This is a genomic window from Streptomyces sp. AC558_RSS880 (genome assembly GCF_019049255.1).
In the GTDB taxonomy this organism is placed as follows: domain Bacteria; phylum Actinomycetota; class Actinomycetes; order Streptomycetales; family Streptomycetaceae; genus Streptomyces.
Genome location: NZ_JAGMUJ010000134.1, coordinates 105,228 through 130,245, shown reverse-complemented (window position 1 = coordinate 130,245; position 25,018 = coordinate 105,228). Strand labels below are relative to the sequence as shown.

The 25,018-nt window shown below is 71.5% G+C and carries 17 protein-coding genes and 3 pseudogenes; 10 read left to right on the top strand and 10 right to left on the bottom strand.

Annotated features, from left to right (window positions below):
* Positions 1–275 precede the first annotated feature (275 nt).
* Positions 276–1,019: a FadR/GntR family transcriptional regulator gene (locus KUM38_RS32695; RefSeq protein ID WP_217134856.1), complete on the bottom strand. Its 744-nt coding sequence runs from the start codon at positions 1,017–1,019 to the stop codon at positions 276–278.
* 105 nt (positions 1,020–1,124) lie between these two features.
* Between KUM38_RS32695 and KUM38_RS32690 the strand changes: the two genes are divergently transcribed.
* Both KUM38_RS32690 and KUM38_RS32685 read left to right on the top strand, forming a co-directional pair.
* The gene (locus KUM38_RS32690) at positions 1,125–2,861 is read left to right on the top strand and encodes an IlvD/Edd family dehydratase (RefSeq protein ID WP_217134854.1); all 1,737 of its coding nucleotides are present in this window, start codon (positions 1,125–1,127) and stop codon (positions 2,859–2,861) included.
* Between the two features lie 47 nt (positions 2,862–2,908).
* Positions 2,909–4,096: a fumarylacetoacetate hydrolase family protein gene (locus tag KUM38_RS32685; protein WP_217134852.1), complete on the top strand. Its 1,188-nt coding sequence runs from the start codon at positions 2,909–2,911 to the stop codon at positions 4,094–4,096.
* 209 nt (positions 4,097–4,305) lie between these two features.
* Here KUM38_RS32685 and KUM38_RS32680 read toward each other — a convergent pair whose 3' ends face one another.
* From KUM38_RS32680 to KUM38_RS32665, 4 genes are all read right to left on the bottom strand, one after another.
* On the bottom strand, positions 4,306–6,687 hold the full coding sequence (locus KUM38_RS32680) for a beta-glucosidase (protein ID WP_217134850.1): 2,382 nt from the start codon (positions 6,685–6,687) through the stop codon (positions 4,306–4,308).
* A gap of 328 nt (positions 6,688–7,015) precedes the next feature.
* On the bottom strand, positions 7,016–7,912 hold the full coding sequence (locus KUM38_RS32675) for a carbohydrate ABC transporter permease (protein WP_217134848.1): 897 nt from the start codon (positions 7,910–7,912) through the stop codon (positions 7,016–7,018).
* 1 nt (position 7,913) lies between these two features.
* Positions 7,914–8,816 carry a carbohydrate ABC transporter permease gene (locus tag KUM38_RS32670; RefSeq protein ID WP_217134846.1) on the bottom strand — a complete coding sequence of 301 codons (903 nt, stop codon included), beginning with the start codon at positions 8,814–8,816 and terminating at the stop codon, positions 7,914–7,916.
* Positions 8,813–10,123, bottom strand: coding sequence for an extracellular solute-binding protein (locus tag KUM38_RS32665; RefSeq protein WP_217134844.1), 1,311 nt, complete (start codon positions 10,121–10,123; stop codon positions 8,813–8,815). Before KUM38_RS32665 ends, KUM38_RS32670 begins: the two co-directional genes overlap by 4 nt.
* Before the next feature lie 246 nt (positions 10,124–10,369).
* Here KUM38_RS32665 and KUM38_RS32660 point away from each other — a divergent pair, with 246 nt between their 5' ends.
* The gene (locus KUM38_RS32660; protein ID WP_217134842.1) at positions 10,370–10,933 is read left to right on the top strand and encodes a hypothetical protein; all 564 of its coding nucleotides are present in this window, start codon (positions 10,370–10,372) and stop codon (positions 10,931–10,933) included.
* A gap of 71 nt (positions 10,934–11,004) precedes the next feature.
* Complete coding sequence (locus tag KUM38_RS32655; protein WP_217134840.1) at positions 11,005–12,033, top strand: LacI family DNA-binding transcriptional regulator; 1,029 nt, start codon at positions 11,005–11,007, stop codon at positions 12,031–12,033.
* A gap of 69 nt (positions 12,034–12,102) precedes the next feature.
* Here KUM38_RS32655 and KUM38_RS32650 read toward each other — a convergent pair whose 3' ends face one another.
* A complete protein-coding gene (locus KUM38_RS32650) occupies positions 12,103–13,626 on the bottom strand; it encodes an aldehyde dehydrogenase family protein (RefSeq protein WP_217134838.1) in 1,524 nt (507 codons plus the stop codon).
* 102 nt (positions 13,627–13,728) lie between these two features.
* Positions 13,729–15,006 carry a GAF domain-containing protein gene (locus KUM38_RS32645; protein WP_308409116.1) on the bottom strand — a complete coding sequence of 426 codons (1,278 nt, stop codon included), beginning with the start codon at positions 15,004–15,006 and terminating at the stop codon, positions 13,729–13,731.
* Between the two features lie 604 nt (positions 15,007–15,610).
* On the opposite strand from KUM38_RS32645, the gene KUM38_RS32640 reads away from it, so the two are divergent.
* From KUM38_RS32640 to KUM38_RS32630, 3 genes and pseudogenes are all read left to right on the top strand, one after another.
* A complete protein-coding gene (locus KUM38_RS32640) occupies positions 15,611–16,219 on the top strand; it encodes a TetR/AcrR family transcriptional regulator (RefSeq protein ID WP_217134834.1) in 609 nt (202 codons plus the stop codon).
* Positions 16,216–17,223, top strand: coding sequence for an EamA family transporter (locus KUM38_RS32635; RefSeq protein WP_308409111.1), 1,008 nt, complete (start codon positions 16,216–16,218; stop codon positions 17,221–17,223). The genes KUM38_RS32640 and KUM38_RS32635 overlap by 4 nt, the downstream gene beginning before the upstream one ends.
* Before the next feature lie 189 nt (positions 17,224–17,412).
* A pseudogene (locus KUM38_RS32630) lies at positions 17,413–18,032 on the top strand (LysE family translocator).
* Positions 18,033–18,112: 80 nt separating this feature from the next.
* Here KUM38_RS32630 and KUM38_RS43380 read toward each other — a convergent pair.
* Together KUM38_RS43380 and KUM38_RS32625 are read right to left on the bottom strand one after the other, a co-directional pair.
* Positions 18,113–18,242, bottom strand: a pseudogene (locus KUM38_RS43380) (antibiotic acetyltransferase); the annotation flags it as partial.
* A 370-nt stretch (positions 18,243–18,612) separates the two neighbouring features.
* Entirely contained in the window at positions 18,613–19,548 is a 936-nt protein-coding gene (locus tag KUM38_RS32625) for a LysR family transcriptional regulator (protein WP_217134832.1), read from the bottom strand.
* Between the two features lie 133 nt (positions 19,549–19,681).
* Here KUM38_RS32625 and KUM38_RS32620 point away from each other — a divergent pair, with 133 nt between their 5' ends.
* From KUM38_RS32620 to KUM38_RS42455, 3 genes and pseudogenes are all read left to right on the top strand, one after another.
* Positions 19,682–20,950, top strand: a complete 1,269-nt coding sequence (locus tag KUM38_RS32620) for an MFS transporter (protein WP_217134830.1) — start codon at positions 19,682–19,684, stop codon at positions 20,948–20,950.
* Between the two features lie 565 nt (positions 20,951–21,515).
* Complete coding sequence (locus KUM38_RS32615; RefSeq protein ID WP_217134828.1) at positions 21,516–24,107, top strand: MXAN_6230/SCO0854 family RING domain-containing protein; 2,592 nt, start codon at positions 21,516–21,518, stop codon at positions 24,105–24,107.
* Between the two features lie 115 nt (positions 24,108–24,222).
* Positions 24,223–24,408, top strand: a pseudogene (locus KUM38_RS42455) (VOC family protein); the annotation flags it as partial.
* 110 nt (positions 24,409–24,518) lie between these two features.
* Here KUM38_RS42455 and KUM38_RS43815 read toward each other — a convergent pair.
* Entirely contained in the window at positions 24,519–24,962 is a 444-nt protein-coding gene (locus KUM38_RS43815; protein ID WP_374227114.1) for a hypothetical protein, read from the bottom strand.
* Positions 24,963–25,018 lie beyond the last annotated feature (56 nt).

Genomic DNA, 25,018 nt, shown 5'->3' with positions numbered 1-25,018 from the left:
GCACGCCCCGCGTGATCATCCTGCTGGTCGTGGCCGCGGTCGTGACGAGCGCGCTCGTGGGCGGCCTCCTCGCCCTCACATGGCAAGGGGCCGACAGCAAGGGCGGCCCCTCCGTCACCGCTTCGGATCCCCGGCGGGTCACGTCGCAAGTTTCCGCTCCGCCGTCCACGCCCGCATCGTCCCGGGTGAGCGCAGCTCCCAAGGACCGGGTCACGGTCGTGGCGACCGCTTCCGTGCCCTTGCCCGTGGCACTGCAGGGTCGCAGCCGTGACAGGTCATACGGCATCGCTCGGCATTCCGGGTGACTGGGCGATCTCCTTCTCGGCGGCTTCGATGATGGCCAGTACGGCGGCCGCCGCGGCCGAAGGATCGCGGGCCTCGACGGCTTGCACGATGGCGCGGTGACCCGGCAGCGAGGCTTCCACCGCGCCCGGGGTCCGGGTGCTGACGAGGAAGCTGTGTTCCAGCGCGATGTCGACAGCGCGGCCCAGTGAGCCGAGGAGACGGTTGCCGCTGGCGTCGAGCAGGGCCCGGTGGAAGGCGATGTCGGCCGCGACGTAGCCGCTGCGACCGGGTTCCGCCGCTGCCGCCTCCATGGCCGCCAGGGAGTCGTACAGGACTCGTACATCGTCGGGCCCGGCTCGCTCGGCAGCGAGCCGGGCCGCCTCGGGCTCGACGATCCGGCGCAGTTCACCCGTGTCGCGCAGCAGAGCCGTGGCGTCCCCGGCCTGTTTCCAGCGCAGTACGTCACGGTCCAGGTGGTTCCAGTGCTCCGGGGGCAGCACGCGCGTGCCGGTGCGCGGGCGTACATGCAGCATCCCCTTGGCCACCAGTGCCTTGACCGCTTCCCGCAACACCCCTCGGCTGACGCCGATCTCGGCCGCGAGCGCGTCCTCGACCGGCAACGGATCCCCCGGCTCCCACGCGCCACCCACGATGCGCCGCCCGAGTTCGTCGACCACGCGCTGGTGCATGGTCAGGAAGTGCACCACGATCTCCGCTCGCCCCCTGGACGCCATTCATCGAATCATTTAATGATTGTGTCACAGGGTACGGCTTGCAGGTCCTCACCCGAGAACGCCCCATCGCGAAGCGGACGACGCCAGAGTCATAGGAGTGCCTACATGACCGACGGTCAGAAGACGAGCCGCCGCAGCCAGGCATGGTTCGGCGCACAGGGCCGCAGCGGAATGCTGTACCGCTCCTGGATGCGCAACCAAGGGCTCGGGCACGAGGTGTTCGACGGGCGTCCCGTCATCGGCGTCGCGACCAGTGCCTCCGAACTCGCCCCGTGCAACGCCCATCTGACACGCGTCGCCGAAGCCGTCAAGCGCGGCGTGTGGCAGGCGGGCGGCCTACCGCTCCAGTTCCCCACCATGGCCACCGGCGAGACCCTGATGCGCCCCACCGCCATGCTCTACCGCAACCTCATGGCCATGGAGGTCGAGGAGCTGATCCGGGCCAATCCGCTCGACGGTGTCGTGCTGCTGTCCGGCTGCGACAAGACGACCCCCGCCATGCTCATGGGCGCCGCCAGCGTCGATCTGCCCGCCGTCATGGTCACCGGCGGGCCGATGCTCAACGGCAAGTACCGGGGCCAGGACGTGGGATCCGGCACCCATGTGTGGAAGTTCGAGGAGGACCTGAAGACCGGCCGGATGACCGAGGAGGAGTGTTTCTTCGCGGAAGGGTGCATGGCCCGTTCCGACGGGCACTGCATGACGATGGGTACGGCCTCGACGATGGCCTGCATGGCCGAGGCGCTCGGCATGCAGCTGCCGGGCTCGGCGGCCTGGCCCGCGGTCGACTCCCGGCGGATGGAGACCGCGCAGGCGGCGGGGCAGCGCATCGTGAGGATGGTGGAGGAGGAACTGCGCCCCTCGCGGATCCTGACGCGGGAGGCGTTCGAGAACGCCATCCGGGTCAACGCGGCCATCGGCGGCTCCACGAACGCCATCATCCATCTCACCGCCATCGCCGGACGCGTCGGCGTCGAGTTGAGCCTGCGGGACTTCGACGACCTGGTCCGCGCGGTGCCGACCCTGGTCAACCTGATGCCCAGTGGCACCTACCTCATGGAGGACTTCTGCTACGCGGGCGGCCTGCCGGCCGTCATGGCCGAGCTGCTCGGCGGCAAGCTGCTGCACGGCGAACAGATCACGGTCACCGGACGCACCATCGCCGAGAACACCGGGAATGCCGAACGCGTCGACTCCGACGTCATCACCGGCCTCGAAGCCCCCTTCCAGCCGGCGGGCACCGGTATCGCCGTCCTCCGCGGCAACCTGTGCCCCGACGGCGCCGTGATCAAGCAGTCCGCCGCGTCACCGCACCTGCTCACCCACCGCGGCCCCGCGCGCGTCTTCGACTCCCCCGAGGCCTATCACGAGGTGGCCGACGACCCGGAACTCGACATCGACGAGAACACCGTCGTCGTCATCCGCAACGCCGGCCCCAAGGGCTACCCCGGCATGCCCGAGGTCTCCAACGTCCCGCTGCCCGCCAAGCTGCTGAAGGCCGGCGTCAAGGACATGGTGCGCGTCTGCGACGGCCGGATGAGCGGCACCGGGTACGGGACGGTGGTCCTGCACGTGGCGCCCGAGGCCGCCGTCGGCGGACCTCTCGCCCTGGTGCGCGACGGGGACCCCGTCGTCCTCGACGTCCCGAACCGCACCCTGAGCCTGGACGTGGACGACGCCGAGCTCACGCGACGCCGGCAGACATGGAGGGCGCCCGCCGAGCGGTACACCGGCGGCTACACCTGGCTCTACACCCAGAACGTGGAACAGGCCGACCAGGGCGCCGACTTCGGTTTCCTGCGCGGCAGCCGTGGCCACGAGGTCCCCCGCGACTCCCACTGAGTCCGCCCCGGGCGACCGTCCCCCTCGAATCCAGGAGAGCACCGATCGTGGAATCGGCAGCAGCGCACCCTCGTCCGATCCTCACCACCGGCTCCGTCCTGCCGGAGGACGCCGACCGAGCCGCCCTCGTCGCGCGCGTCCACGACCCGGAACGGGGCGGACCGTGTGTGGCCGCGGTCCGCGGCGAGCACGTCGTCGACCTGACGGCCACCGCACCCACCGTCTCCGACCTCATGGAACGCGACGACGCGGCGGCAGTCGTCCGCGAGGCCGACGGCGGACACGCCTGGCGCCTGGACGCACTGCTCGCGGCACCGGCCGGCCGCCGTGACGTTCCGCATCTGCTCGCCCCCATCGACCTGCAGGTGATCAAGGCCGCGGGCGTCACCTTCGCCCGGAGTCTGCTGGAACGCGTCATCGAGGAGCGCACGGGCGGCGACCCGGCGCAGGCCGCACGGGTGCGGGCCCGCGTCGGGCAGGTGGTGGGCGGCACGCTCGACGGCATCCGTCCCGGATCGCCGGAAGCGGACAAGGCCAAGGAACTGCTCGTCTCCGAAGGACTGTGGTCGCAGTATTTGGAGGTCGGGATCGGGCCGGACCCGGAAGTGTTCACCAAGGCCCCGGTACTGTCCGCGGTCGGCACCGGCGCCTGTATCGGAGTGCTCGGTGCCTCGGTGTGGAACAACCCCGAGCCCGAGGTCGTCCTGGTCGTGGACTCGCGCGGCCGGGTACGCGGCGCGACGCTCGGCAACGACGTCAACCTCCGTGACATCGAGGGACGCAGCGCCCTGCTGCTGTCCCGTGCGAAGGACAACAACGCCTCATGCGCGATCGGCCCGTTCATCCGCCTGCTCGACGAGGGCTTTGACCTCGACACCGTACGCGGGCTCGACATCGACCTGCGGATCGACGGCACGGACGGCTACGTACTGCATGGCAGCAGCTCCATGCGCGAGATCAGCCGCGACGTACTGGACCTGGTGGCTGCCACGCACGGTCCGCACCATCAATACCCGGACGGCTTCGTGCTGTTCACCGGAACGCTGTTCGCCCCCACCGAGGACCGACAGGCACCCGGCGCGGGCTTCACCCACGAGTACGGCGACGTCGTGCGGATCTCCAGCCCGCGACTCGGCGCTCTGGTCAACACCGTCATCCCCAGCGAGCAGGCCGCGCCCTGGACGTTCGGCGTACGAGCGCTGATGCGCAACCTCGCTCAGCGCGGCCTGCTGTGAGATGACGAAGACTCATACGGCCCCCTTCCTCCAGGTGTGGGTGCGTGCTCTGCACGTTGCTCCCCGTGCATACGCACCACGCCGCGTGGTCACGGGTCACCCCGGAAGTACCGGGCTCGGACCACCACACGCCTGGCCCTGCGGTCCCGCCCTGCGGCCCCGTGTGCGCAGCGCTGCCGCTGCTGCGACGTGCGCTGCGCCCGCCCGGTTCATACCCGGTCGACCGGCTCCTGCCCGACCGTGGCGTGCAAGCGCCGCGTGTGATCCACGTGGCGCTCGGCTCCGGTCAACGTGACCCTGGCCGTCAGGCGCGGATCCGCGCTGGAGGCGGCCAACCGCACTTCCAGCTCGCCCGGTTCGACGACGCGCCGACCGTCGCGTCCGGTGAAGGAGGCGAGGTCGGCCGGGACCGTGACACGCAGGCGCCGGGCCTCGCCCGGCTTCAGTTCGACGCGGGCGTAGCCGACGAGGCGCTGCACCGGCTGGACGACGGAGGCGACCGGATCGTGCAGATAGAGCTGGACGACCTCGGTTCCGGACCGTCCGCCTGTGTTACGGACGGTGAAGGTGAGGGTGAATTCGCCGTCCGTCGGGACCTCCTGGACGTCCACGGTCAGGTCTGTCCAGTCGAACCGCGTGTAGGACAGGCCGTGGCCGAAGGCGAACGCGGGGGTCGGGTCGATGTTGGACACCTCGCTGGCGTGAGCGAGCCGCGCCCCGAGGTACGTCGCCGGCTGGGAGCCCGGCCTGCGCGGCACGCTGACCGGGAGACGTCCGGAGGGATTGGTACGGCCGCTGAGTACCCCGGCGATCGCGTGAGTGCCCTCCTCACCCGGGAAGAAGGACTGCACGATCGCAGCGGACTCCTCCACGGCGCGGCCGAGGGCGTACGGTCGTCCCGCCAGCAGCACGGTGACCACGGGTGTCTCCAGGTCGAGCAGGGTGTCGAGCAGTTGCTGCTGCGCGCCGGGCAGCGCCAGCGTCTCGACGTCGCATCCCTCGCCGCTGGTGCCCCGCCCGAAGAGCCCGGCGCGGTCGCCGAGCACCACCAGGGCGATGTCGGCCTCGCGTGCCACCCGGGCGGCCTCGTGGATGCCGGAGCGGTCTCCGTCGTCGATTCCGGTGCCGCGGGCGACCGTGATCTCGGCGTCGGGGAACTCGGCGGCGAGAGCGTCGCGCAGCGTGGGCAGTTCGATGCCGAGTGGGGTCCCGGGGTGGCGGACGCCGATGTGCTGGGGGAAGGAGTAGCAGCCCAGTACGGCGACGGGCTCGTCGGCGTTGGGACCGAGCAGGGCGATGCGGCGCGGCCTCTCGAGCGGCAGGGTGCCGTCGTTGCTCAGCAGCACGACCGCTTTCTCGGCGACCGCGCGGGCCAGCGCGCGGTTCTCCGGACCGTCCAGGTCGATCCGTCCGCGCAGGGCGGCCGGGTCGTCCAGGTCTGCCCCGTCGAGCGCGGTCGGCACGGGGTCGAAGTCCGGGTCGAGCAGGCCGAGTGTCGCCTTCTGGGTGAGTATCCGGCGCAGGGCGCGATCGACCAACGCCTCCGGAACGCGGCCGTCGGCGACGGCCTCGGCCAGGGGCGCGCCGTATGCCTTGACATTGGGCAGTTCGACGTCGATGCCCGCGCGCAGCGCCGTGCCGGCGGCGTCGGCCCAGTCGGCTGCGATGCCGTGCAGGGTCTTCAGGAAGGCGATGGCGAAGTAGTCGGCGACGACGGTGCCGTCGAAGCCCCACGTGTCGCGCAGCAGCCCGGTGAGCAGTTCCTCGTCGGCCGCGGAGGGCATGCCGTCGGTGTCGGTGTAGGCGTTCATGACCGACCGGGCGCCGCCTTCACGGATCGCCATCTCGAAGGGAGGCAGCAGAACGTCGGCGCGCTCACGCGGGCCCACGGAGGAGGGAGCGAGGTTACGGCCGGCGCGAGAGGCCGAGTAGCCGACGAAGTGCTTGAGGGTGGCGGCGATCCCGGCCGACTCGAGACCCTGCACGTATGCCGTCCCGATGGTGCCGACGAGGTACGGGTCTTCGCCGATGGTCTCCTCGACCCGGCCCCAGCGGGCGTCGCGCACCACGTCCAGGACGGGCGCGAGTCCCTGGTGGACGCCGACGGAACGCATGTCGCGGCCGATGGCGGCGGCCATGCGCCGCACCGTGTCCGGATCGAAGGTGGCGCCCCAGGACAGCGGAACGGGGTAGGCCGTCGCCCCCCAGGCGGCGAAGCCGGCCAGACACTCGTCGTGCGCGAGAGCGGGGATGCCGAACCGGTTCGTGGCGGCGATACGGGTCTGGGTGCGGGCCAGGGAGAGCGCACCCAGGGCGGGGTCCACCGGGACCGTGCCGAAGGGCCGGGTCAGTTGGCCCAGTCCGTGGGGCAGGAGTGCGTCGAGATCGACGGCCTCCTCCATGTCGTGCTGATGGGGAGCCACTTCACCGCCCTGATCGGAGGCGCCCACCCACACGCCGTACAGCTGGGCGGTCTTCTCCTGAAGGGTCATCGCGTCGATCAGGGCGTCGACTCTCGCGGCGACGGAAAGGGTGGGGTCGTTCCAGAGGGAGATTCCGGAGGTGTTCTCTACAGTCACGTTGGCGTTCACTTTCCTCCCACGCCCCTCAGCCCCTTGGCCGGGGCGCGACGGGCGAACAGGTAGACGAGCAGGACTCAAGGCGGGGCAGGTCGCGTCCGGGCTCCGGCATCGGCCCGGATCCGCTTCGCCCGGGGACGAGGCCGCCGATGCCTCCAGGGGTGATGCAGGCCGTCCCGCCCGAGCCGGTGGGCGAGGTGCCGGCCGGGATCGGGACGTGCGAGCAACGGCTGCGGAGCCTGGTTTGCCGCGTCTCACCGCGTTCTGTCGGAGTTCGATCCTGGAGCGCACGGAACGTCTCGCACCACAGGCCGGCCACCGGCCACAGCGTCAGTGTCGATCAACGGCTGAATCCGGCGGTCAGACCGCTCAGCAGCTGGCGGCGGCCGAACGCGTACAGCACCAGGACGGGCAGTGTGGTCAGGACGACGGCGGCGAGAACGGCGGGAACATTGACCCCGTACTGGCCCTGGAAGGTCCACAGCGCGAGCGGCAGGGTCCGGCGGTCGGGGCTCTGGGTGAGGACCAGCGGCAGCAGGAATCCGTTCCAGATGGTCAGTGCGTTGAAGATGGTCACGGTGAGGATGGCCGGTCGGGTGAGCGGCGCCGCCAGCCGCCACAGCGTCGTCCATTCGGTGGCGCCGTCGACCCGCATCGAGTCGAACAGCTCCTTGGGCACGTCACGGATGAAGTTGGCGAGCACCAGCACGGAGAGCGGGATGGCGAAGGCGATCGATGGAAGGATCAGTGCCAGCAGATTGTCGTACAGATGCAGTTTGATGATGATCAGGTAGACCGGGATCACCGTCGCCTGCAGCGGGATGGCCAGGCCCATGAGGAACAGCCCGTTCATCGCGCGAAGGACACGCATGCGCCAACCGCGAACGATCGCGTAGGCGGCCATGAAGGAGAACAGGACCGCCGGCACCACGGCGCCGACGGTGACCACGACGCTGTTCATGAAGTAGCGAAGGAAGTCGGATTCGATGACCAGTCGGTAGTTGTCCAGTGTCGAGTCGCTCGAAGGCACCAGCGGGTTGCTCGCGTAGTAGCGGCTCCGGTCCTTGAGGCTGGTGATGAGGGTCCAGTACAGGGGTACGGCGACGACGACGAGCCAGAGCCAGCCGGCCAGGCCGCCGGCCCAGTTGCGCCGGCGGGCCGCCGGACGGGAGCGGCGACGCCCCTCGTGGTGGGTGGTCTTCTGCGGCCGTCGCGGTTCGGTCAGCGTGGTGGTCACGTCAGGCCCCCTCGAGTTGGCTCGCGCCGGCGTCCCGGCCACCGAGCCGGCGCAGCAGGAGGGCGAGGGCCAGACCCACCAGGACCAGGATGACCGCGATGGCGCTGGCCGGTCCCATCAGGCTGGCCTGGAATCCCCGCTTGTACATGTCCAGCGCGAGGACCCGGGTGGCGTCGCCGGGGCCGCCCTCGGTCAGGACGAAGATGAGGTCGAAGAAGGTCAGTGACCCGACCACCATCAGCGTGGACGAGGTGATGATGGTGTATTTCAGCTGGGGCAGCGTGATGCTGAAGAACTGCCGGATCCGTCCGGCTCCGTCCAACTGCGCCGCCTCGTACAGGGATTGCGGGATCTGCTGGACACCACCCTGGTAGATCAGGGAGTGGAACGGGACGAACTGCCAGGAGACGACGAAGACGACGACCCCGAACGCGAGCCAGGGCCGCCCCAGCCAGTCCTTGCTGAGCGCCTCGATCTTCAGCCCGGCGCCGAGCCCGAAGTTGGGGTCCAGCAGGGCCTTGTACGCGATCGCGATCGCCGCGGAACTGAGCATCAGCGGGACGAAGTACACCACGCCCAGCACCGCACGGTAGCGCTGGCGGCCTGCCAGGAACGTGCCGAGCAGGATACTCATCGGCGTCTGAACGGCCCAGGACACGGCCATCACCAGAAACGTCACCCAGAGGGCGTGCGGCAGTCCGGGGTCGGTGAGCACCGCACGCCAACTGGTCAGTCCCGATGGGTGGATGGCGCCGATTCCGTCCCACGTGGTGAAGCTCAGGGCGAAGGCTCCGACGAGTGGAAGCACGGCGAAGCCGACGAAGAGCACCAGCGCCGGCGCCGCCAGCCACGGCAGGATGCTGCGCGGTTCGCGACGCGGCGGACGACCGGTGAGTGAGCTCATGTGCCGATGACCGCGTTGAGGTTGCCGGCGAACTGCTTCGGTGAGACGGACAGCTGGAACAACTTGACGATGTTGTCCAGCATGGTCTCGGCGGCCGTCGGACTGAGCGCTTGGTCCCAGGACTGGGCGAACACCTTGGCCTTGCTGGCGATGTCGTAGGTGAACTGCAGGAATTCGGCGCCCTTGGCGGCGGCCAGCAGCTTCTCCGTGCCCAGCCGGATCGGCACCGACCCGTTGGCGATCCACCTCTTCACCTCATCGTCCTGGAGGGCGCCTGTGGCGAAGAAGTCCTTGGCGATCTTCTTCTGCTCGGCGCTGGCCTTCGAGGAGATGGACAGGTACTGGGCGGGATTGCCGACGGTGTTGCTCGGATCGCCCTTGCCGCCTTCCACGGGTGGGAAGGTCATGAAGCCCAGCGAGCCGCTGGAGACGAAGTCCCCGCCCTCGGTCTGCTGGATGCCGTACGACCAGGCGCCGTGCAGCATCATCGCGGCCTTGCCGGTGTACAGCAGCGCCTGGTCGGCGTTGGAGTCCGCGGTGATCGAGGAGAAGCCCTTGACGAACCCACCGGCTTCGACCAGCTCCTGCACCTTGGTCAGCGCGGTGATGGCGGCCGGGTTGGACCAGGCGTTCTTCTCGCCTTCCAGGACGGCCTGGAACACCTCGGGACCGCCGATGCGGTCGAACAGGAACTCCAGCCACATCATGTTCGTCCACCGGGACTGGCCACCGAGGGCGAACGGTGCTATGTCCTTCGCCTTGAACTTGGGCACCAGCGCCATGATGTCGTCCCAGGACTCCGGCGGTTCCACGCCGACCTGGTCGAAGACCTTCTTGTTGTAGTAGAGGATGATCGGCTGCACGACCTCGGACGGCATCGCGTAGATCTTGCCGTCGATGGTCGCCGCGCCGAACGAGGACGGGAACAGCCGCTTCTTGACCTCGGAGTGCTCGTCGAACCACGAGGTGAGGTCCTCGACCTGGCCCGCTTCCGCGTAGGTGCGCAGCGTCCCGCCGCCCCAGCCCCAGATGATGGTGGGCGCCTGCCCGGCACCGATGGCGGTCTTGATCTTCGTCTTGTACGCGTCGTTCTCGAAGGAGGTGTCCTCGATCTCCTCCTTGGGGTGGGCCTTGTTGAACGCGTCCACCGCACTGGCTCGGACGCCTTCCTGCGGCTGGCCGTTCAGGTACCAGTACGTGGCCCCACCGCCGCTCTTGCTGGGGCCGGACGAGCCGCAGGCCGCCAGCGCCGCGGAGACCGGCACGCCGGCGGCCAGGCCGAGGAGGGTACGTCGGGAGAGCGCCATGTCTTTTCTCCGCACTCGAGAGCCATCGGCTTCTCGTGAGTCGTGGTGAAAGGTTTTCGAAAAGGCCTTCTCCGAGCTCTGTTCGTGCAAATTAAGTTTCGGGCTGACGCCCTGTCAAGGTATGTGCAGGCGCGTTGTCGGGCTGCAGTCGGCCTGCGTAGTATCGGGCGGGAACGACCCTGGAGAAACCTTGGCAGGGACCGAAACTGTTTCGAAGCGGGCTGGTTGAGGGCGGGGGACGATGCGATGGCTGCGGCTGACACACTGTCGGCGCAGGTCATGCCGCGCCGGCCGGGCCCGGTGCCGCCCATGCCGGACCGGGTCGATGCCCTCCTGGCTGAGGCGACGGTGGCGGGCAAGGTCGCGCGGCTCGGCAGCCGCTGGGTCGGCAACTGCCCGGGGCGTGTGGCCGAAGGCGGCGACGGACGGGCCGAGAGCCTGCAAGTGGCGCCTCTGGAGGTCGCGTTCGCGGGAGTCACGGGAGCGTTCCGTCGGAAGAGGTCGCCCCACATGGTCTCGGTCACCTCACCCGGGTGTACGGCAGCCGCCGGTGACCGGGGCCTGCCCACCGAGCTGTGGGTGCGGATCCCCTGCCGTCCCGAGCGGTCGGGCCGGACAGTCCGGCAGTTGGCCCGCTGCGCCCAGGTACGGCTGGAGCCGGTCGCGAGCGCACGCGTACGGGTCGGCGCGCATGCCGATCGGACCGTGTTCACCGGACGCGATCTCACGCACGTCGTCGGACGTGTCGAGGCGGAGGGGCCCGTCGGCGCTTACCCGGACGAGCTCGGTGCCGGGTTGCCGTACGGTTGACCGGTTCCACACGCGTTGCCGACCCGACCGGCGGCTCACCACACTGGTGGACGTACAGCTGAGAGGAACCGATGCGACCGAACGCCAGGCGCACCACTTTGGCGGATATCGCCCAAGCGGCCGGGGTCTCCGTCGCGACCGTGTCCAAAGTGGTCAACGGTCGCGGTGACGTGGCGCCGCACACCCGCACCCGGGTGCAGGAACTGCTGCGTCAGCACCAGTACCTCGCGCCCGTGTTCCGCCACACCGAGGCCGTCGAAAGCCCGACCATCGAGGTGCAGTTCAAGGGTGGCCTCAAGTCGTACGTGGCGGAGACCCTGGAAGGCATCATCGACTCCGCAGCCGAATCGGGGGCCTCGGTGGTGATCAGCAAGGCGTCCCGTGCCCCACACTGGGCCCGGGACCTGGTCTCGGCCGGGCGCCGCGCCGTCATCGCGGTCACCAGCGTGTACACCACAGCGCACCTGAACGAACTGGCCCGGTCCGGGCTGCCTCTGGTCGTGCTGGACCCACTGCACCTGCCGGACAGCCGGGTCAACAGCGTCGGGGCGACCAACTTCGCCGGCGGCCTGACGGCGACCCAGCACCTGCTCTCCCTGGGCCACCGCCGCGTCGCCTATCTCGGCGGACCGGCCATGGCCGTATGCAACCAGGCACGCATGCACGGCTACCGCGCCGCCATGGAGGCGGAAGGAGCGCAGGTACCCGACGCCTACGTCCGGCCCGGAGAATTCACGTACGAGACCGGGTTGCTCGGCGCCACGGCGCTGCTGGGCCTGCAAGAGCCACCGACGGCGATCTTCGCAGGCAACGACGAGATCGCCCTCGGTGTCATCGAGACCGCCCGTGCCCGAGGTCTGCGCGTCCCTGAGGACCTGAGCGTGGTCGGCTTCGACGACACAAGCCTCGCCCGGATGACCTCACCGCCACTGACCACCGTGCGCCAGCCACTACGGGAGATGGGCGGTGCCGCCCTGCGCATCGCCCTCCGACTGGCCAACGGCGAGAAGGTCGAGTCCCACCACATCGAGCTCGCCACCGAACTCGTGGTACGCGCCTCGACGGCGCCGCTCCGCGAGGAGACTTCGGCGCGCAGGTGATCGCAGGCGAGGGGGCATCGGGCAGCGTTGGCGAAGTATCTGCCCTGGTCGGGCGCCCCTTTCCTGCGTCTAGAAGAAGCCCAGCTTCTTCGGCGAATACGACACCAGCAGATTCTTCGTCTGCTGGTAGTGGTCCAGCATCATCTTGTGCGTCTCCCGGCCGATCCCCGACTGCTTGTAGCCGCCGAACGCCGCGTGCGCGGGGTAGGTGTGGTAGCAGTTCGTCCAGACGCGGCCCGCCTGGATCGCGCGCCCGGCGCGGTAGGCCGTGTTGATGTCACGGGTCCACACGCCCGCGCCGAGGCCGTACGACGTGTCGTTGGCGATCCTGATCGCGTCGTCGAAGCCGTCGAACGAGGCCACCGAGACGACGGGACCGAAGATCTCCTCCTGGAAGACACGCATCCGGTTGTCGCCCTCGAAGATGGTCGGCCGCACGTAGTAGCCGCCCTTCAAGTCGCCGTCGTACTCGGCGCGTTCGCCGCCCGTGAGGACCCTGGCGCCCTCCTTCCGGCCGATGTCGATGTAGGACAGGATCTTGGTCAGCTGCTCGCTGGAGGCCTGCGCGCCGATCATCGTGTCGGTGTCGAGCGGGTGCCCGGGCCTGATCAGCTCGGTGCGGGCGACGGCCGCGGCCAGGAAGTCGGGGTAGTTGCCGCGCTGGATCAGCCCCCGGGAGGGGCACGTGCACACCTCGCCCTGGTTCAGCGCGAACATCGTGAACCCTTCGAGGGCCTTGTCGCGCAGCTCGTCGTCCTTCTCCCACACGTCGTCGAAGAAGATGTTCGGCGACTTGCCGCCCAGCTCCAGCGTGACCGGCTTCAGGTTCTCGGCCGCGTACTGCATGATCAGCCGCCCCGTGGACGTCTCGCCGGTGAAGGCCACCTTCGCCACCCGCGGACTCGACGCGAGCGGCTTCCCGGCCTCCGGGCCGAAGCCGTTGACGATGTTCAGCACGCCCGGCGGCAGCAGGTCGGAGACGAGGCTCAGCCAGTAGTGGATGGAGACCGGCGTCTGCTCGGCGGGTTTGAGGACGACCGTGTTGCCCGCGGCGAGGGCGGGCGCGAGCTTCCACGTCGCCATCAGAATGGGGAAGTTCCACGGGATGATCTGGGCGACGACGCCCAGCGGCTCGTGGAAGTGGTAGGCGACCGTGTCGTCGTCGACCTCGCTGAGCGAGCCCTCCTGGGCGCGCACGGCACCGGCGAAGTAGCGGAAGTGGTCGATGGCCAGCGGGATGTCGGCCGTCAGGGTCTCCCGCACGGGCTTGCCGTTCTCCCAGCTCTCCGCCACCGCGAGTGCTTCCAGGTGGGCCTCCATGCGGTCGGCGATCTTCAGCAGGATGTCGGACCGCTCGGACGCCGGCCTGCGCCCCCAGCCGGGCGCGGCCGCGTGCGCCGCGTCGAGCGCCGCCTCGACGTCCTCCGCCGTGCCACGCGCCACCTCGGTGAACGGCTGTCCGTTCACCGGGCTCGGGTTCTCGAAGTACCGCCCCGCGACCGGAGGCACGTACTCGCCGCCGATGAAGTGGTCGTAGCGGGACTGGTAGGAGACGATCGCGCCCTCGCTCCCGGGCGCCGCGTAACGGGTCATGCGGAACTGGCCTCCTTCGGCAGCGCTGCCCGCCGTTGGGCAGCTCCGCGCCGGAGCGTAAGGAGGCGGACGTTGCAACCACGTTGCGGGAGAGCGGAGGCGCTAGCGGTCCTCGCGGCGGGCCCAGCCGTCCGGGGCCCTCAACTCCGCTTCGAGCGTGGCCAGACGGACCCGGTTCACGGCCGTCGGCCGGAGCATGGTCAGCGCCCGCCACACGTCCACGTCATCCTCGCCCCACGGCGCGTGGACCCAGTCGGCCAGCAGGTCGGGGTCCGAGCGGGCGATCAGCGCCGCGCGCAGGCCGTCGGCGAGGCGGCGCCTGAGCCGTACGACCGCCGGGGCCCGGGAGGCGGGCAGCAGCGGGCCCGGATAGGCGGCCAGGGCGGTGGTGACCGCGCCGGCCCTCATCCGGCGTTCGACGACGGCGACGTCCGACTCCGGGGACACCGTGAGCCGGTAGGGCCGCGACGCGAGCAGCCCCGGCCCGATCACCTGGCGCAGCCGGGCGAGCTCCGCGCGCAGCGTCACCGGTGTCACCGACTCGTCCTCGTACAGGGCGCACAGCAACTCGTCACCGGTCAGGCCGTCGGGACGCTCGGCCAGCAGGACGAGGATCTCGCTGTGCCGACGGCTGAGCCGGATGCTGCGGCCCTCCGTCGTCAGCACCGCCCGGTCGCGGCCCAGCGCCGCCAGTTCGGGCCGGCCGGAAGCCCGGCGTCCGGGAGCGAGCAGCGCCAGCTGGGACTCCGCCGCACGCGCCACGGCCTGCACGAACCCCAGGCTGTGCGGATGCGCGAGGCCGTCCCCGCCGGTGATGTCCACGGCACCGAGCAGCCGCCCCGTGCGGGGATCGTGGACCGGGGCCGCGGCGCACGTCCACGGCTGCACGCGCCGCGCGAAGTGCTCGGCCGCGAACACCTGGACCGGACGGCCCACGGCGACCGCCGTGCCCGGCGCGTTCGTACCGACCGCGCTCTCCGACCACCGCGCGCCCGGCACGAAGTTCATCCGCCGCGCCTGCCGCAGCGTCGACGCGTGCCCCTCGACCCACAGCAGCCTGCCGCGCGCGTCGCACACCGCCAGCAGGTGCCGGCCGTCGGAGGCGAACGTGCCCAGCAGCTCCCGGAACAGCGGCATCACATGCGCCAGCGGGTGTTCGGCCCGGTAGGCCCCGAGGTCACTGCCCGTCAGTTCGATGTCGGCGGTGCCGTCCGGACGCACCCCGGCACGTGCCGAGCGCCGCCACGACTCGGCGACCACGCCGCGCACCGGGCGCGGCACCGTACCGGCCTCGGTGAAGGTCTCGTGCGCCCGGTGCAGCACGCGTACGCGCTCGGCAGGGTCGGCTCCCGGCTCCAGGGCCACCCAGGGATCGGTCACCATGGCCTCCCGCGGGGCGATGCGCTGGGGGACATCGTCGCGCGGGGGCCGCGCGGCGACAACCGTACCGACGAGGGCGGCCCCCTGCCGTCGCCGCCGGCATGGCCGCCCCCGGCTCCGGCGACCTGGCCGGCCGGCGTGCGAGTGGCGGCACCCCGTGCCGCGAGGAACACTGGCGGAACGGACCATTGGCGTTCGCCGGTCCGGGAACCGCCGGGTGAGACGTGGTCTCACGGCTGTACGTCACCAGGGAGGCGCGCATGTCCTCGAAGAGGCGCCGCAAGAAGAAGACGCGCCGCAACCACGCGGCGAACCACGGGAAGCGACCGCAGTCCTGAACGGGAGTGCCGCTGGTGCGCTGCCGATGAGCAGTGGCGTTCCGGCGCCCGGGCCGGCAGACGCCGAGGAAGTCCGCTCGCGGGCCGGGGCGGCGATGGACCGACGGTCCAGGCAGGCAGTGCGGTGCTCTCCGGTCCGATGGCCGGGCGGCGGCTGTCCTCGCTGTCCCCGGCCTCGGTGAGGAAGAGCTCGCGCCGGGCGCCTCATCCGAAAGCTCTCCACTTCATGGGTAGACTGACCTACCTAGTGAAGGGGAGAGGCTGCGATGAGCGAGACCGGAACGGCGGCAGGGCGCCCCGGCGCGCGACGGGGGGCCGCGCGGGAGAAGCTGCTCGCCGCCGCGGCACGCCGCTTCTACGCGGACGGTGTGACGGCGACGGGCATCGACACGATCACCGCCGAGGCGGGCGTGGCGAAGATGAGCCTGTACAACAACTTCTCCTCCAAGGCCGACCTGGTGCGGGCCTACCTCGACGCGCGGCATGAGGAGTGGCTGGGTCTGTACCGGCGCCGACTGGAGCAGGCCCGGGACGGTCGCGGCGGCGTGCTGGCCGTCTTCGACGCGTACGCCGATCACGCCGCCCACGCCTACGAGCGCGGTTTCCGTGGCTGCGGTCTGCTGAACGCGGCCGCCGAACTGCCCGCCGGGGACGAGGGCCGGACCGTGGTGCGCCGGCACAAGGAGGAGGTCGAGTCCCTGCTCGCCGGCCATCTTGGGGAACTGCTGCCGGGCCGGCCCGAGGAAGCGCGCGCGGTGGCGGAACACCTGGCGTTCCTGCTGGAGGGCGCGATGGCCCGCGCGGGCCTGGAGGGCGCGGGCACTCGGCTGGAGCACGCCCGTGCGATGGCGGCCGACCTGCTGGACCGGCTGTGACGCGGCGCCGGACACCCGGCGGCGCGACGGGTGTGGGGGCGGTGTGTGTGCTGGTGGCGTCGGTGCTGTGGGGCACCACGGGCACCGCCGCGACCTTCGCCCCCGCAGTGGGTCCGCTCGCGATCGGGGCTGTGGCCATGGGGCTGGGCGGACTGCTCCAGGCCCTCGTCGCCGCCCCGCGTATCCGTCGGGAAGCTCCTCGGCTGCGTGCGCACAAAGGTGTGGTGCTGGTCGGCCTGCTGTCGGTCGGGGCCTACCCCCTGGCCTTCTACTCCTCCATGCACCTGGCCGGGGTCGCCGCCGGCACCGTGGTGTCGATCGGCTCGGCCCCGCTCGCCTCGGCCCTGATCGAGCGCGTCGTCGACGGGCGCCGCCTCACGCGCCGCTGGACGACCGGCGCGGTGCTGGGTCTGTCCGGGACGGTGCTGCTGTGCGCGGCCGAAGCCGCCGGCGCCCGCTCCGGCTCCGGGGCCCGGTCCGTGGGGGAGACCGTGCTCGGCGTGGGGCTCGGCCTGGTGGCCGGGCTCACCTACGCCCTGTACTCCTGGGCGGCCCACCGTCTGATCAGCCGCGGTGTCACCTCCGGCGCGGCCATGGGGACGGTCTTCGGGCTGGGCGGACTGCTGCTGATGCCCGTGCTGCTGGCCACCGGGGGCCCGCTCCTCGCCTCCTGGACCAACGCGGCCGTCGGCGTCTACATGGCCCTGGTGCCCATGTTCGCCGGCTACGTCCTGTTCGGCTGGGGCCTCGCCCACGTCCCGGCGAGCACCGCGACCACCCTCTCGCTGCTGGAACCCGCCGTGGCCGCCGTCCTGGCCGTGCTCGTCGTCGGCGAACGCCTGCCCCTGCCGGGATGGGTCGGCATCGCCCTGGTCGTCGGCTGCCTTGCCGTGCTCACCCTGCCGACCCGCACCACGGTGAGGCCCCGGGCGACCGCCACGGGGGCGGACGGCGCCGCCCGGACGGACACCGCCGCACTGGCAGGACATGCCGAAACCCCATGAACCCGAGGCACCCGGGTGCGACCCGGCGGCCGCTGAGACGTCGCCCCTCGCGGGGTGCCCGACCGGTGGAAGCGGTGAGCGCGGTGAGGCATCGCCACCGCCTTCGCCGGGGACACGGGACGCGGCTTGAGCGTTCCACGAGGCCGCCCCTCGGGAACCGCGGGTGATCCCGGGTACGACACTGAACTCATGTTCGTTCAGCTCCTCACGGCCATGGGGGTGCTCGCTGTCCTGACCGTGGTTCCCGGCCCGGACATGGCGGTGGTGACGAAGCGGGCCGTCGCGTCCGGCCGGCAGGACGGCCTGCGCACCGTCGGTGGCATCACGGCGGACTGCTCGTCTGGGGTGCGCTCACGGTGGTCGGTCTGGCGGCCGTCCTGGCGGCGCCCGCCACGGCCTACACGGTCGTCAAGCTCGCCGGGGCCGCTTACCTCGGTTTCCTGGGTGCCCAGGCCCTGCTGCAGAGCCGGAGCGGTCGTTCGGTGACGCCGGTGGCCGGCCCCGCGGCCCCGTCCGGCGATCCGTGGCGCACGGGACTGGTCAGCAACGTTCTCAGCCCGAAGATCGCGATCTTCTACACCGGCCTCCTGTCCACGCTCGCGCCCTCCGGCCTCTCACCGCATCTCGGGATGACTTTGCTGGTTCTCGTCCACACGGCCCTGAGGCTCGTCTGGCTCGGCGGCTACGTGCTGGTGCCGGCCAGGGCCCGCGCCTTCTTCGAGAAGCCCGCCGTACGACGCGCCATGGACCGCGTCACAGGTGTCGTCCTGATCGGGTTCGGGGTCAAGGTCGCCACCTCCCGACCCTGAGCGGAGTGCCGGAACAGCCGCTCACCCCACAGGCCGCGCCCGCTTCACATGGCGCGTCCTTTTCGCACCCGGCGCGGGTGTCACGCGTGCGGGGCCCTCGGGGCGGCGGCTTCCGGGTCGGCGATGCTGCCCGACATGATCGTCCGCACGTGTGGGGTGATGTGTTCCGCGGGCCGGATTCCCGCCGACGACGCCGTGGTCGGGCACGTTGCCGGCCGTGCTCGGAGTCCGGCGGAGCGCGGATGACGACCGTCGCCGCTGTCAGTGACGGCCCTTGGGGTGTGCCCGGTATCCCCAAGGAGGAACCGGGACGGGATTCTCGGGTCACCTGGTCTTCGCCCGCAGCGACCGCCCGCTTCCGACGGTGTCCTTGCCTGGGCTGCCGCCGCCGGCGTTCCGGTCACGGCACAACGGTCCGAGGTCGAGGAGCTGCTTCGCTCGCACGAGACCTTCGTGGAAGACCTCTTCGGCGCCCTGCTCGACAAGCTGGGCTTCGCCCAGTCCGAACACCCCTCACCCGCACCGTGAACAGGGTTGCCCGGCGGATGCCGAGCAGCCCCGCGGTGCTCCGGGACGGCGTTCAGCGCGGTGTCACCCAGCCCGGTGTCCAGGTCCCGGCGGTGTCGTGGCCCGCCGGTGCGGCGGCGAGGTGGGCGCGGAGCACGGCCAGTGCCGGGTGGAGGTTGTCACGGTGCCACAGGAGCGAGTGCGGGTAGACGGGGGTCGGGTCGGTGACCGGAATGCGGCGCAGGCCGTGACCGGCGGGCCAGACGAGGCGGGTCCGCTCGCCCATGAAGGTGGCCAGGGCCGGGGTGTCGGCGACGGTGTCGAGGAGCGCGTCGGAGCCGAAGTTGGGGCCGGTGGCTTCGATGGTGAGACCGAACTCGGCGACGAGGTCGTCGTAGTAGGCGGCCCACTCGGTTCCGGGAACGATGCCGGGCATCCAGATCCGGTGCCCGGCGAGCTGCGCCACGGTCACCGACCGGGCGCCCGCCAGCACGTGGGCGGGACCGGTGAGGAGCTGGAGCGGCTCGTCCAGCACCCGGACCGACTCGATGTCCTCGGGAAGGGGTCGGCCGGGCACGGCGACGGCGCGGAAGGACGCGTCGATCGTTCCGGACCGGAGGGCGGCGACGGCCGTCTCGATGTCGAACAGCCACACCACGTCGAGCTCGATCTCCGGGTGGGCGCGGTGGAAGGCGCGCATCAGGCCCGACGCCGCACCGCGCGAGGCGATCACGTCGACACGCAGCGGACGGCGGCCGGCGCGCACGGACGCCTGCGCGCGCTCGGCGACGCGCAGCAGCTCGCGCGCGTGGGGCAGGAACGCCTGCCCGTCGATGCTGAGCCGGGCGCCGCGGGCGGTGCGGGTGAACAGCCGCACGCCGAGGTCGCGTTCCAGCCCGGCGATGCGCTTGGAGACGGCCTGCTGGGTGATCGCCAGCTCGGCGGCGGCCTCCTGGAACTGCCCCGCGTCCGCGGCGGCGACGAAGGTCCGTACGGCGTCGAGGTCCACGCCGACACCCTAATGCCACAACCGGTGGTTGTGACTCGTGACCCTCCGGTTGTTTGATCCCCGGCCAGGGTCCTCGCTTGGATACTCCCGATCGCTGATCGGTTGTGCGGGTGAAGGGCGAGGGGGTCCGGGCATGAGGAGCGGACACCGGCTGGGACATCCGCCCGGACATCGGCTGGGGCGGCAGTTCGGATGGCTCTGGGCGGCGTACGGGACCAGCGCGCTCGGCACATGGCTCGCCTTCGGCGCGTTCCCGCTGATCGCCGTCCAGGTCCTGCACGCCGGACCGGCCGAGGTCGCCGCGCTGTCCTCCGTGGGGGCCGCGGTGGGCGCGGCCGTGGCTGTGCCGCTCGGCCCGTGGGTGGAGTTCCGCCGCAAGCGGCAGGTGCTGGTCGCGATGGACCTGACGCGGTTCGCGGCGCTGCTGACGGTCCCCGCCGCGTTCGCGCTCGGCGCGCTCACCTTCCTTCAGCTCCTGCTGGTCTCGGTTGTCGTCGCGGCGGCCGAGATCACCTTCCGCGCCGCCTCCGGCGCGTACCTGAAGAACCTGCTGCCGGCCGAGGACCTGCTCGTCGCCAACGCCCGGTTGGAGTCCACGGCCTGGACGGTCACGATCGTCGGACCGCCGCTGGGCGGCGCGGCGATCGGGTTGCTCGGCCCGGTGGCGACGGTGGTGGCCGACGCGGTCAGCCACCTGCTCTCGGCCCTGGGCATCCGTGCGGCGGGCGGGCACGAGCCGCGGCCCGAACGCCGGGAGACCGCGCGCATGCGCGCCGGGGACCTGCTCGACGGCTGGCGGTACGTCCTCTCCGACACGGCCCTGCGTCCGCTGTTCTTCAACACCGCCCTGTTCAACGGCCTGGTGATGGCCGCCCAACCGCTGCTGGCCGTCCAGATGCTCGGACAGCTGGGGTTCGCACCGTGGCAGTACGGCCTCGCCTTCGCCGCGCCCTCGATCGGCGGGCTGCTCGGATCGTGGCTGGCCCGGCCGCTCGTCACCCGGTTCGGGCAGCACCAGGTCCTGGTCGTGGCCGGGTCGCTGCGCGCCGTCTGGCCCATCGGCCTGGCCTTCCTGGGGCCGGGCACCGGCGGGCTGCTGCTGGTGATCGGCGTCGAGTTCGGGCTCGTCCTCTGCTGCGGGGTCTTCAACCCCGTCCACGCCACCTACCGCCTCCAGCGCATCGCGACCGACCGGGTCACCCGCACACTGACCGCCTGGGCGGTGACGACCAGGGCCACGACCGCACTTCTGACGGCCCTGTGGGGCGTACTGGGCAGCCTGCTCGGCCCGCGCACGGCCATCGGACTGGCCGGAGTGTTTCTGCTGGTGACCCCGCTGCTCCTCCGCCGCCGCGAGGAATCCCCTCCCGCCGAGCCGAAACCGGCACGGAACCGAGCCTGACGGGCCGCCATGACCCTTGCACGAGCGGGTCGCGCCGCCCGTCCGGGAAGTGGCCTGTCCCGGCGCGACCGCGACAGCCCCCGCCACGGCCGGCGATGGTCTCGGCGCGACGCGACCGGTGTCGGCAGGCTGCCGATCACCGTGCTTCCGGCGAGGCCGAGCGATCTCACCTCCATGCGTCACGAGGTCGGGCACGTCCTCGGCCTGGACCACACCTCTGGGCTCGACAACAACGGCACCGACCGGCTGTACGCGGCGCCTTCGTCATGGGCCCGCACCCTCACACGCGGACCCGCGTCCGCTCATGCCGGACGCGCCGGCCGGCACCGCGGGCGCTCCCCCTGACACCGCCGAAGGACCGGTGCGGGAAGCGGCGCACGGTTGCCCGGCGCTCGCACCGAGGAGGACCGTTTATTCGTTTGGCGGTCGCGCACGTGCGTGATGGAATCGGGTGCGACGGGGGTGGCTCCCTGACGCGCATCCTTCTCACCTTCTGCAAAAAGACCCAGCGCGTCCACTCTCCGCCCCCGTTCCTCTGTCCCGGTCGTCGTGGAGGGTTCCCCTGTTGCTCGCTGCCGAGTCCGTACTGCTGCGCCGTATCCAGACCGTGTACGTGGACGGGGCGTTCGCGTCCGGCAGTGGAACAGGACCGGCGCTGCGCCGGCTCGAGGCCGAACTGCTCGGCCGCGGCCACCTCCTCTCTCCCCGGCTGCACGCGGCGCTCGACTCGCTGACCTCCGAGGAACTGGCGGTCGCGCACACCCACCTGGTCGGGCTGACCGACGACCTGCTCGGCTCCGACCGCACCCACGTCCCGCTCTTCCGCCGGTTCCCGCGCACCGTGCCGCGGAACACCGAGGCGCTGTACGTGGACCGGGTCTTCGCCTACCTGCTGCAACAGCCGGAACAGCCCTGCGTGCTGTGCGGCGAGGCACGCACGGTGTTCCCCGTATCGCCCTGCGCGCACCTGGTGTGCCGGCTGTGCTGGGACGGATCCGACTATGCGGGCTGCCCGGTGTGTCACCGCCGTATCGACGCCGACGACCCCTTCCTGCGGCCGGTCCGCGCCGTCGGCGCCGCCAAGGCACCGGTGCCCGGCCCACTGCGGCTGCTGCGCCTGGGCACGGACCGGGCCGCCGACGCCACCGCCGTGGTCGACGCCCTGCTGGCCCGCCGGACCCCGCTCTCCCCGCAGGACCGCGACGACCTGCTGACGCTGCTGCCCCTCACCCCGGCCGGCCAGGGCCTGCTGCCCCAGGACATCCCGGTCCGGGAGACCAAGGCGATGGTGCTGGGCGCGCTGGTGCGCGAGGCACCGGACGGCCCCCCACCGCGAGAACTGCTGACCGGGCAACTCACCACCGCCACCGACGTGCTGCGGCTGCTCGCCGTGCTCTCCGGCGGTGACGCCTCACTGGTGACGCCGTCGCGGTTCACGAGCCCGCCGCGCCCGCTGCGCCGCGAACTGCTCTCGCTCCTCGACGACTTGCCGACGCCTTACCTCGTGGAGGACGTGCTGCGGCACCCCACGGAATGGAAGCGGGCCGCGGAGATCCTGCACCCCTTCGAGCGGCACGCCCGGCATCCACGCGCCGCCCTCGCCTTCGCGGTCCTGCGCGGCACCCCGGTGGATCCCGGTACCACGTTCGGCGCCGCCCTGCTGGAGACGGCCGCCGCGCACCCGGACGCCGTCCGTGTGGACGGCACCCGGATCCGCCCGGCGACCTGGGCCGGGCGACTGGAACAGGCGGTGGCCGAGGGCGATGCGGGCAGGGCCGCGGCCCTCGCCGGGGAGCGTCCCGGTGAACTGGTCCGCCGTCTGGACCTGCTGCTTCGCCTGCACACCGCCGACACCCTCGAGCCCGAGCTCGAGAAAGCCCTCCTGCGCGGGCTGCCGAAGGTGGGCCCCGGCCCGCTGCTGTCGGCGCTCGGAGCGCTGCGGACGCGTACCGAGGACCGCACCGGCCGCCGTCGCGTGTTCTTCCCGCGCGGGGAGGTCACCCGCGCCCTGACTGTTCCGGAGCGGCGGACTCCACTGCCCTCCGGGCTGGTGACGGAGGCGGTCACGCTGCTGCGGGCGGAGGTGCTGCGCCGGTTCGCCGCCGGAGAGCCGTACGAGCTGTCGGTGCTGGACACCGGCCTGGCCGACCTCACCGTGCCGTTCACCGAGCGGTCCACCGCGAAGGCCCTGGTGGCGGTCCCCCGGGGCAGCACGCAGACCCTGCCCGAGGGCGCGGTGCTGCGGCTGTTCCTGCACTGGACCGAACCACAGGGCAACCGCACGGACCTGGACCTCTCCGTCGCGTTCTTCGACGCCGAGTGGCGGTTCACCGGACTGTGCGACTACACCGACCTGGTGTACGGCGCGGACGCCGCGGTCCACTCCGGCGACCTCACGTCCGCCCCCGCGCCGCGGGGCGCCACCGAGTACGTGGACCTGGACCTGGAGCGGCTGGCGGAGCGGGGGGACGTCTATGCCGTCCCGCTGGTCTTCAGCTACAACAACGTGCCGTTCGAGGAGTTGCCGGACGCCTTCGCGGGCTTCATGGCGCTGCCCGCACACGGCCCGCGGGACGCGTCCTACGATCCGCGCACGGTCCGTCAGCGCTTCGACCTGGCGGGCGACTCGCAGGTGTGCCTGCCGATGATCGTGGACCTGGGCCGTCGCCGGGCGCTGTGGACGGACACCCATCTGCCGCCGACGGGCGGCTTCCAGAGCATCGGCTCGCACGGCGGTGGCCCGCTGGCCACGGTGGCCCGGGACCTGTGGGAGCAGTTCGGCTCCGGCAGCCGGACCACCCTGTGGGACCTCGCGGTCTGGCGAGCGGCGGCGCGCTCCGCCGAGGTGGCCGTGATGACCCGGGAACCGGAGCCCGCACTGCTGCGGTACCGGCGGCGTCCGGACGAGGACGCGGCCGCGTTCGCCACCAGGGTGTCTTCGACGGAGGACAGCGAGGAACATCTCCGGCACCCCGACCCCGACACGGCGGCGGTCGAACTCGCCTCCGGCAAGCGGGTGTTCGTGGCGACGGTCCACGGCGGCGTCGGGCCGGCGCAGGCGTCGGGCACCCTCTACCGGCTGTTCCCCGGCCCCGGAGACGCCTCGGAGACCTTGGTCCGCGTGACGGCCGGCGACCTGGTCGCCGAACTCGGGTGAAACCGGCGCCGAGGCCGGGGACGCACGACCGGGTGGTCCGCCGACGGCGGCGTGGTCCCGGGGCCTGTCTCTTCGAAGCGTGAAGGGAACCAGTGCCCGGAGGGAGGGTGAGCTCGTGCCCGGTTGCCGCGGCCCTGAGGTGCCGGCGCGGTTCTGGTGCGAGGTCCTGGACCTCGTCGTGCTCGATCGCGAGGACGACGGCTCGGTGGAGATCGGGCCGCGCGAAGGGTTCGGCGGTCCGCAGCCGACGATCTGGTCAGGCCTCGGCACCAGGCGCCCGGGGTCTGCCCCGAAGCCCGGGCATGTGCCGGTACCGGGCCGACCGAGTACCGGCAGCGGTGCGTCCTGCGCGGTTACGGAGGTCGGAACAGCCGCGAGGAACTTGGTGAGATCCGACCGTACGGGCGTGTGTCACGAGCGCGTCGGCCGCATGCCCTCCCGGGTGGCCCGGTGATCGACCTGGTCGGCCCAGAAGGCGAACTCCGGGACGTTTTCGGCGAGTTGTGCGTAGAGCTCTTGGCGCCGGTCCACGGCAAAAGACCCGGTGGAGAGCCGTGTCTGCTCGGTCGGCGCAAGCTCGAGAAAACGCAGGGTGATCGGCATCGCGAGCTCGTCCAGGGCTTCGAAACAGGCCGTGACCGCGAGCGCCGCGGCCGGTCTCTCCGTCCGCTCGGCCCTGCCCGAACGCCCTTTGAGCCCGTTCGCCGGGCCGTGACCGAGCCGGAGGGGCCACCCGTCGCCAAGGACCACATGGTGCCGAGCACGCGGTCCGCACGTCGTCCCGAAGGCCGGGCGTGAAGCCGGCGCGGTCGTGCTGAACGATCCCGGACCGGCCGCCACCCGGCTCCTCGGCATGATCTCCGGCTGCGCGCGCTGCCGTCGAGCACGTTGTCGGCCAGGTCACAGCGCGA

Bases quoted from the DNA above. Each gene is read 5' to 3' on its own strand.
- KUM38_RS32695 (WP_217134856.1), bottom strand. From the start codon at position 1,019: ATGGCGTCCAGGGGGCGAGCGGAGATCGTGGTGCACTTCCTGACCATG.
- KUM38_RS32690 (WP_217134854.1), top strand. From the start codon at position 1,125: ATGACCGACGGTCAGAAGACGAGCCGCCGCAGCCAGGCATGGTTCGGC.
- KUM38_RS32670 (WP_217134846.1), bottom strand. From the start codon at position 8,816: ATGAGCTCACTCACCGGTCGTCCGCCGCGTCGCGAACCGCGCAGCATC.
- KUM38_RS32665 (WP_217134844.1), bottom strand. From the start codon at position 10,123: ATGGCGCTCTCCCGACGTACCCTCCTCGGCCTGGCCGCCGGCGTGCCG.
- KUM38_RS32660 (WP_217134842.1), top strand. From the start codon at position 10,370: ATGGCTGCGGCTGACACACTGTCGGCGCAGGTCATGCCGCGCCGGCCG.
- KUM38_RS32655 (WP_217134840.1), top strand. From the start codon at position 11,005: ATGCGACCGAACGCCAGGCGCACCACTTTGGCGGATATCGCCCAAGCG.
- KUM38_RS32650 (WP_217134838.1), bottom strand. From the start codon at position 13,626: ATGACCCGTTACGCGGCGCCCGGGAGCGAGGGCGCGATCGTCTCCTAC.
- KUM38_RS32640 (WP_217134834.1), top strand. From the start codon at position 15,611: ATGAGCGAGACCGGAACGGCGGCAGGGCGCCCCGGCGCGCGACGGGGG.
- KUM38_RS32620 (WP_217134830.1), top strand. From the start codon at position 19,682: ATGAGGAGCGGACACCGGCTGGGACATCCGCCCGGACATCGGCTGGGG.
- KUM38_RS43815 (WP_374227114.1), bottom strand. From the start codon at position 24,962: ATGCCGAGGAGCCGGGTGGCGGCCGGTCCGGGATCGTTCAGCACGACC.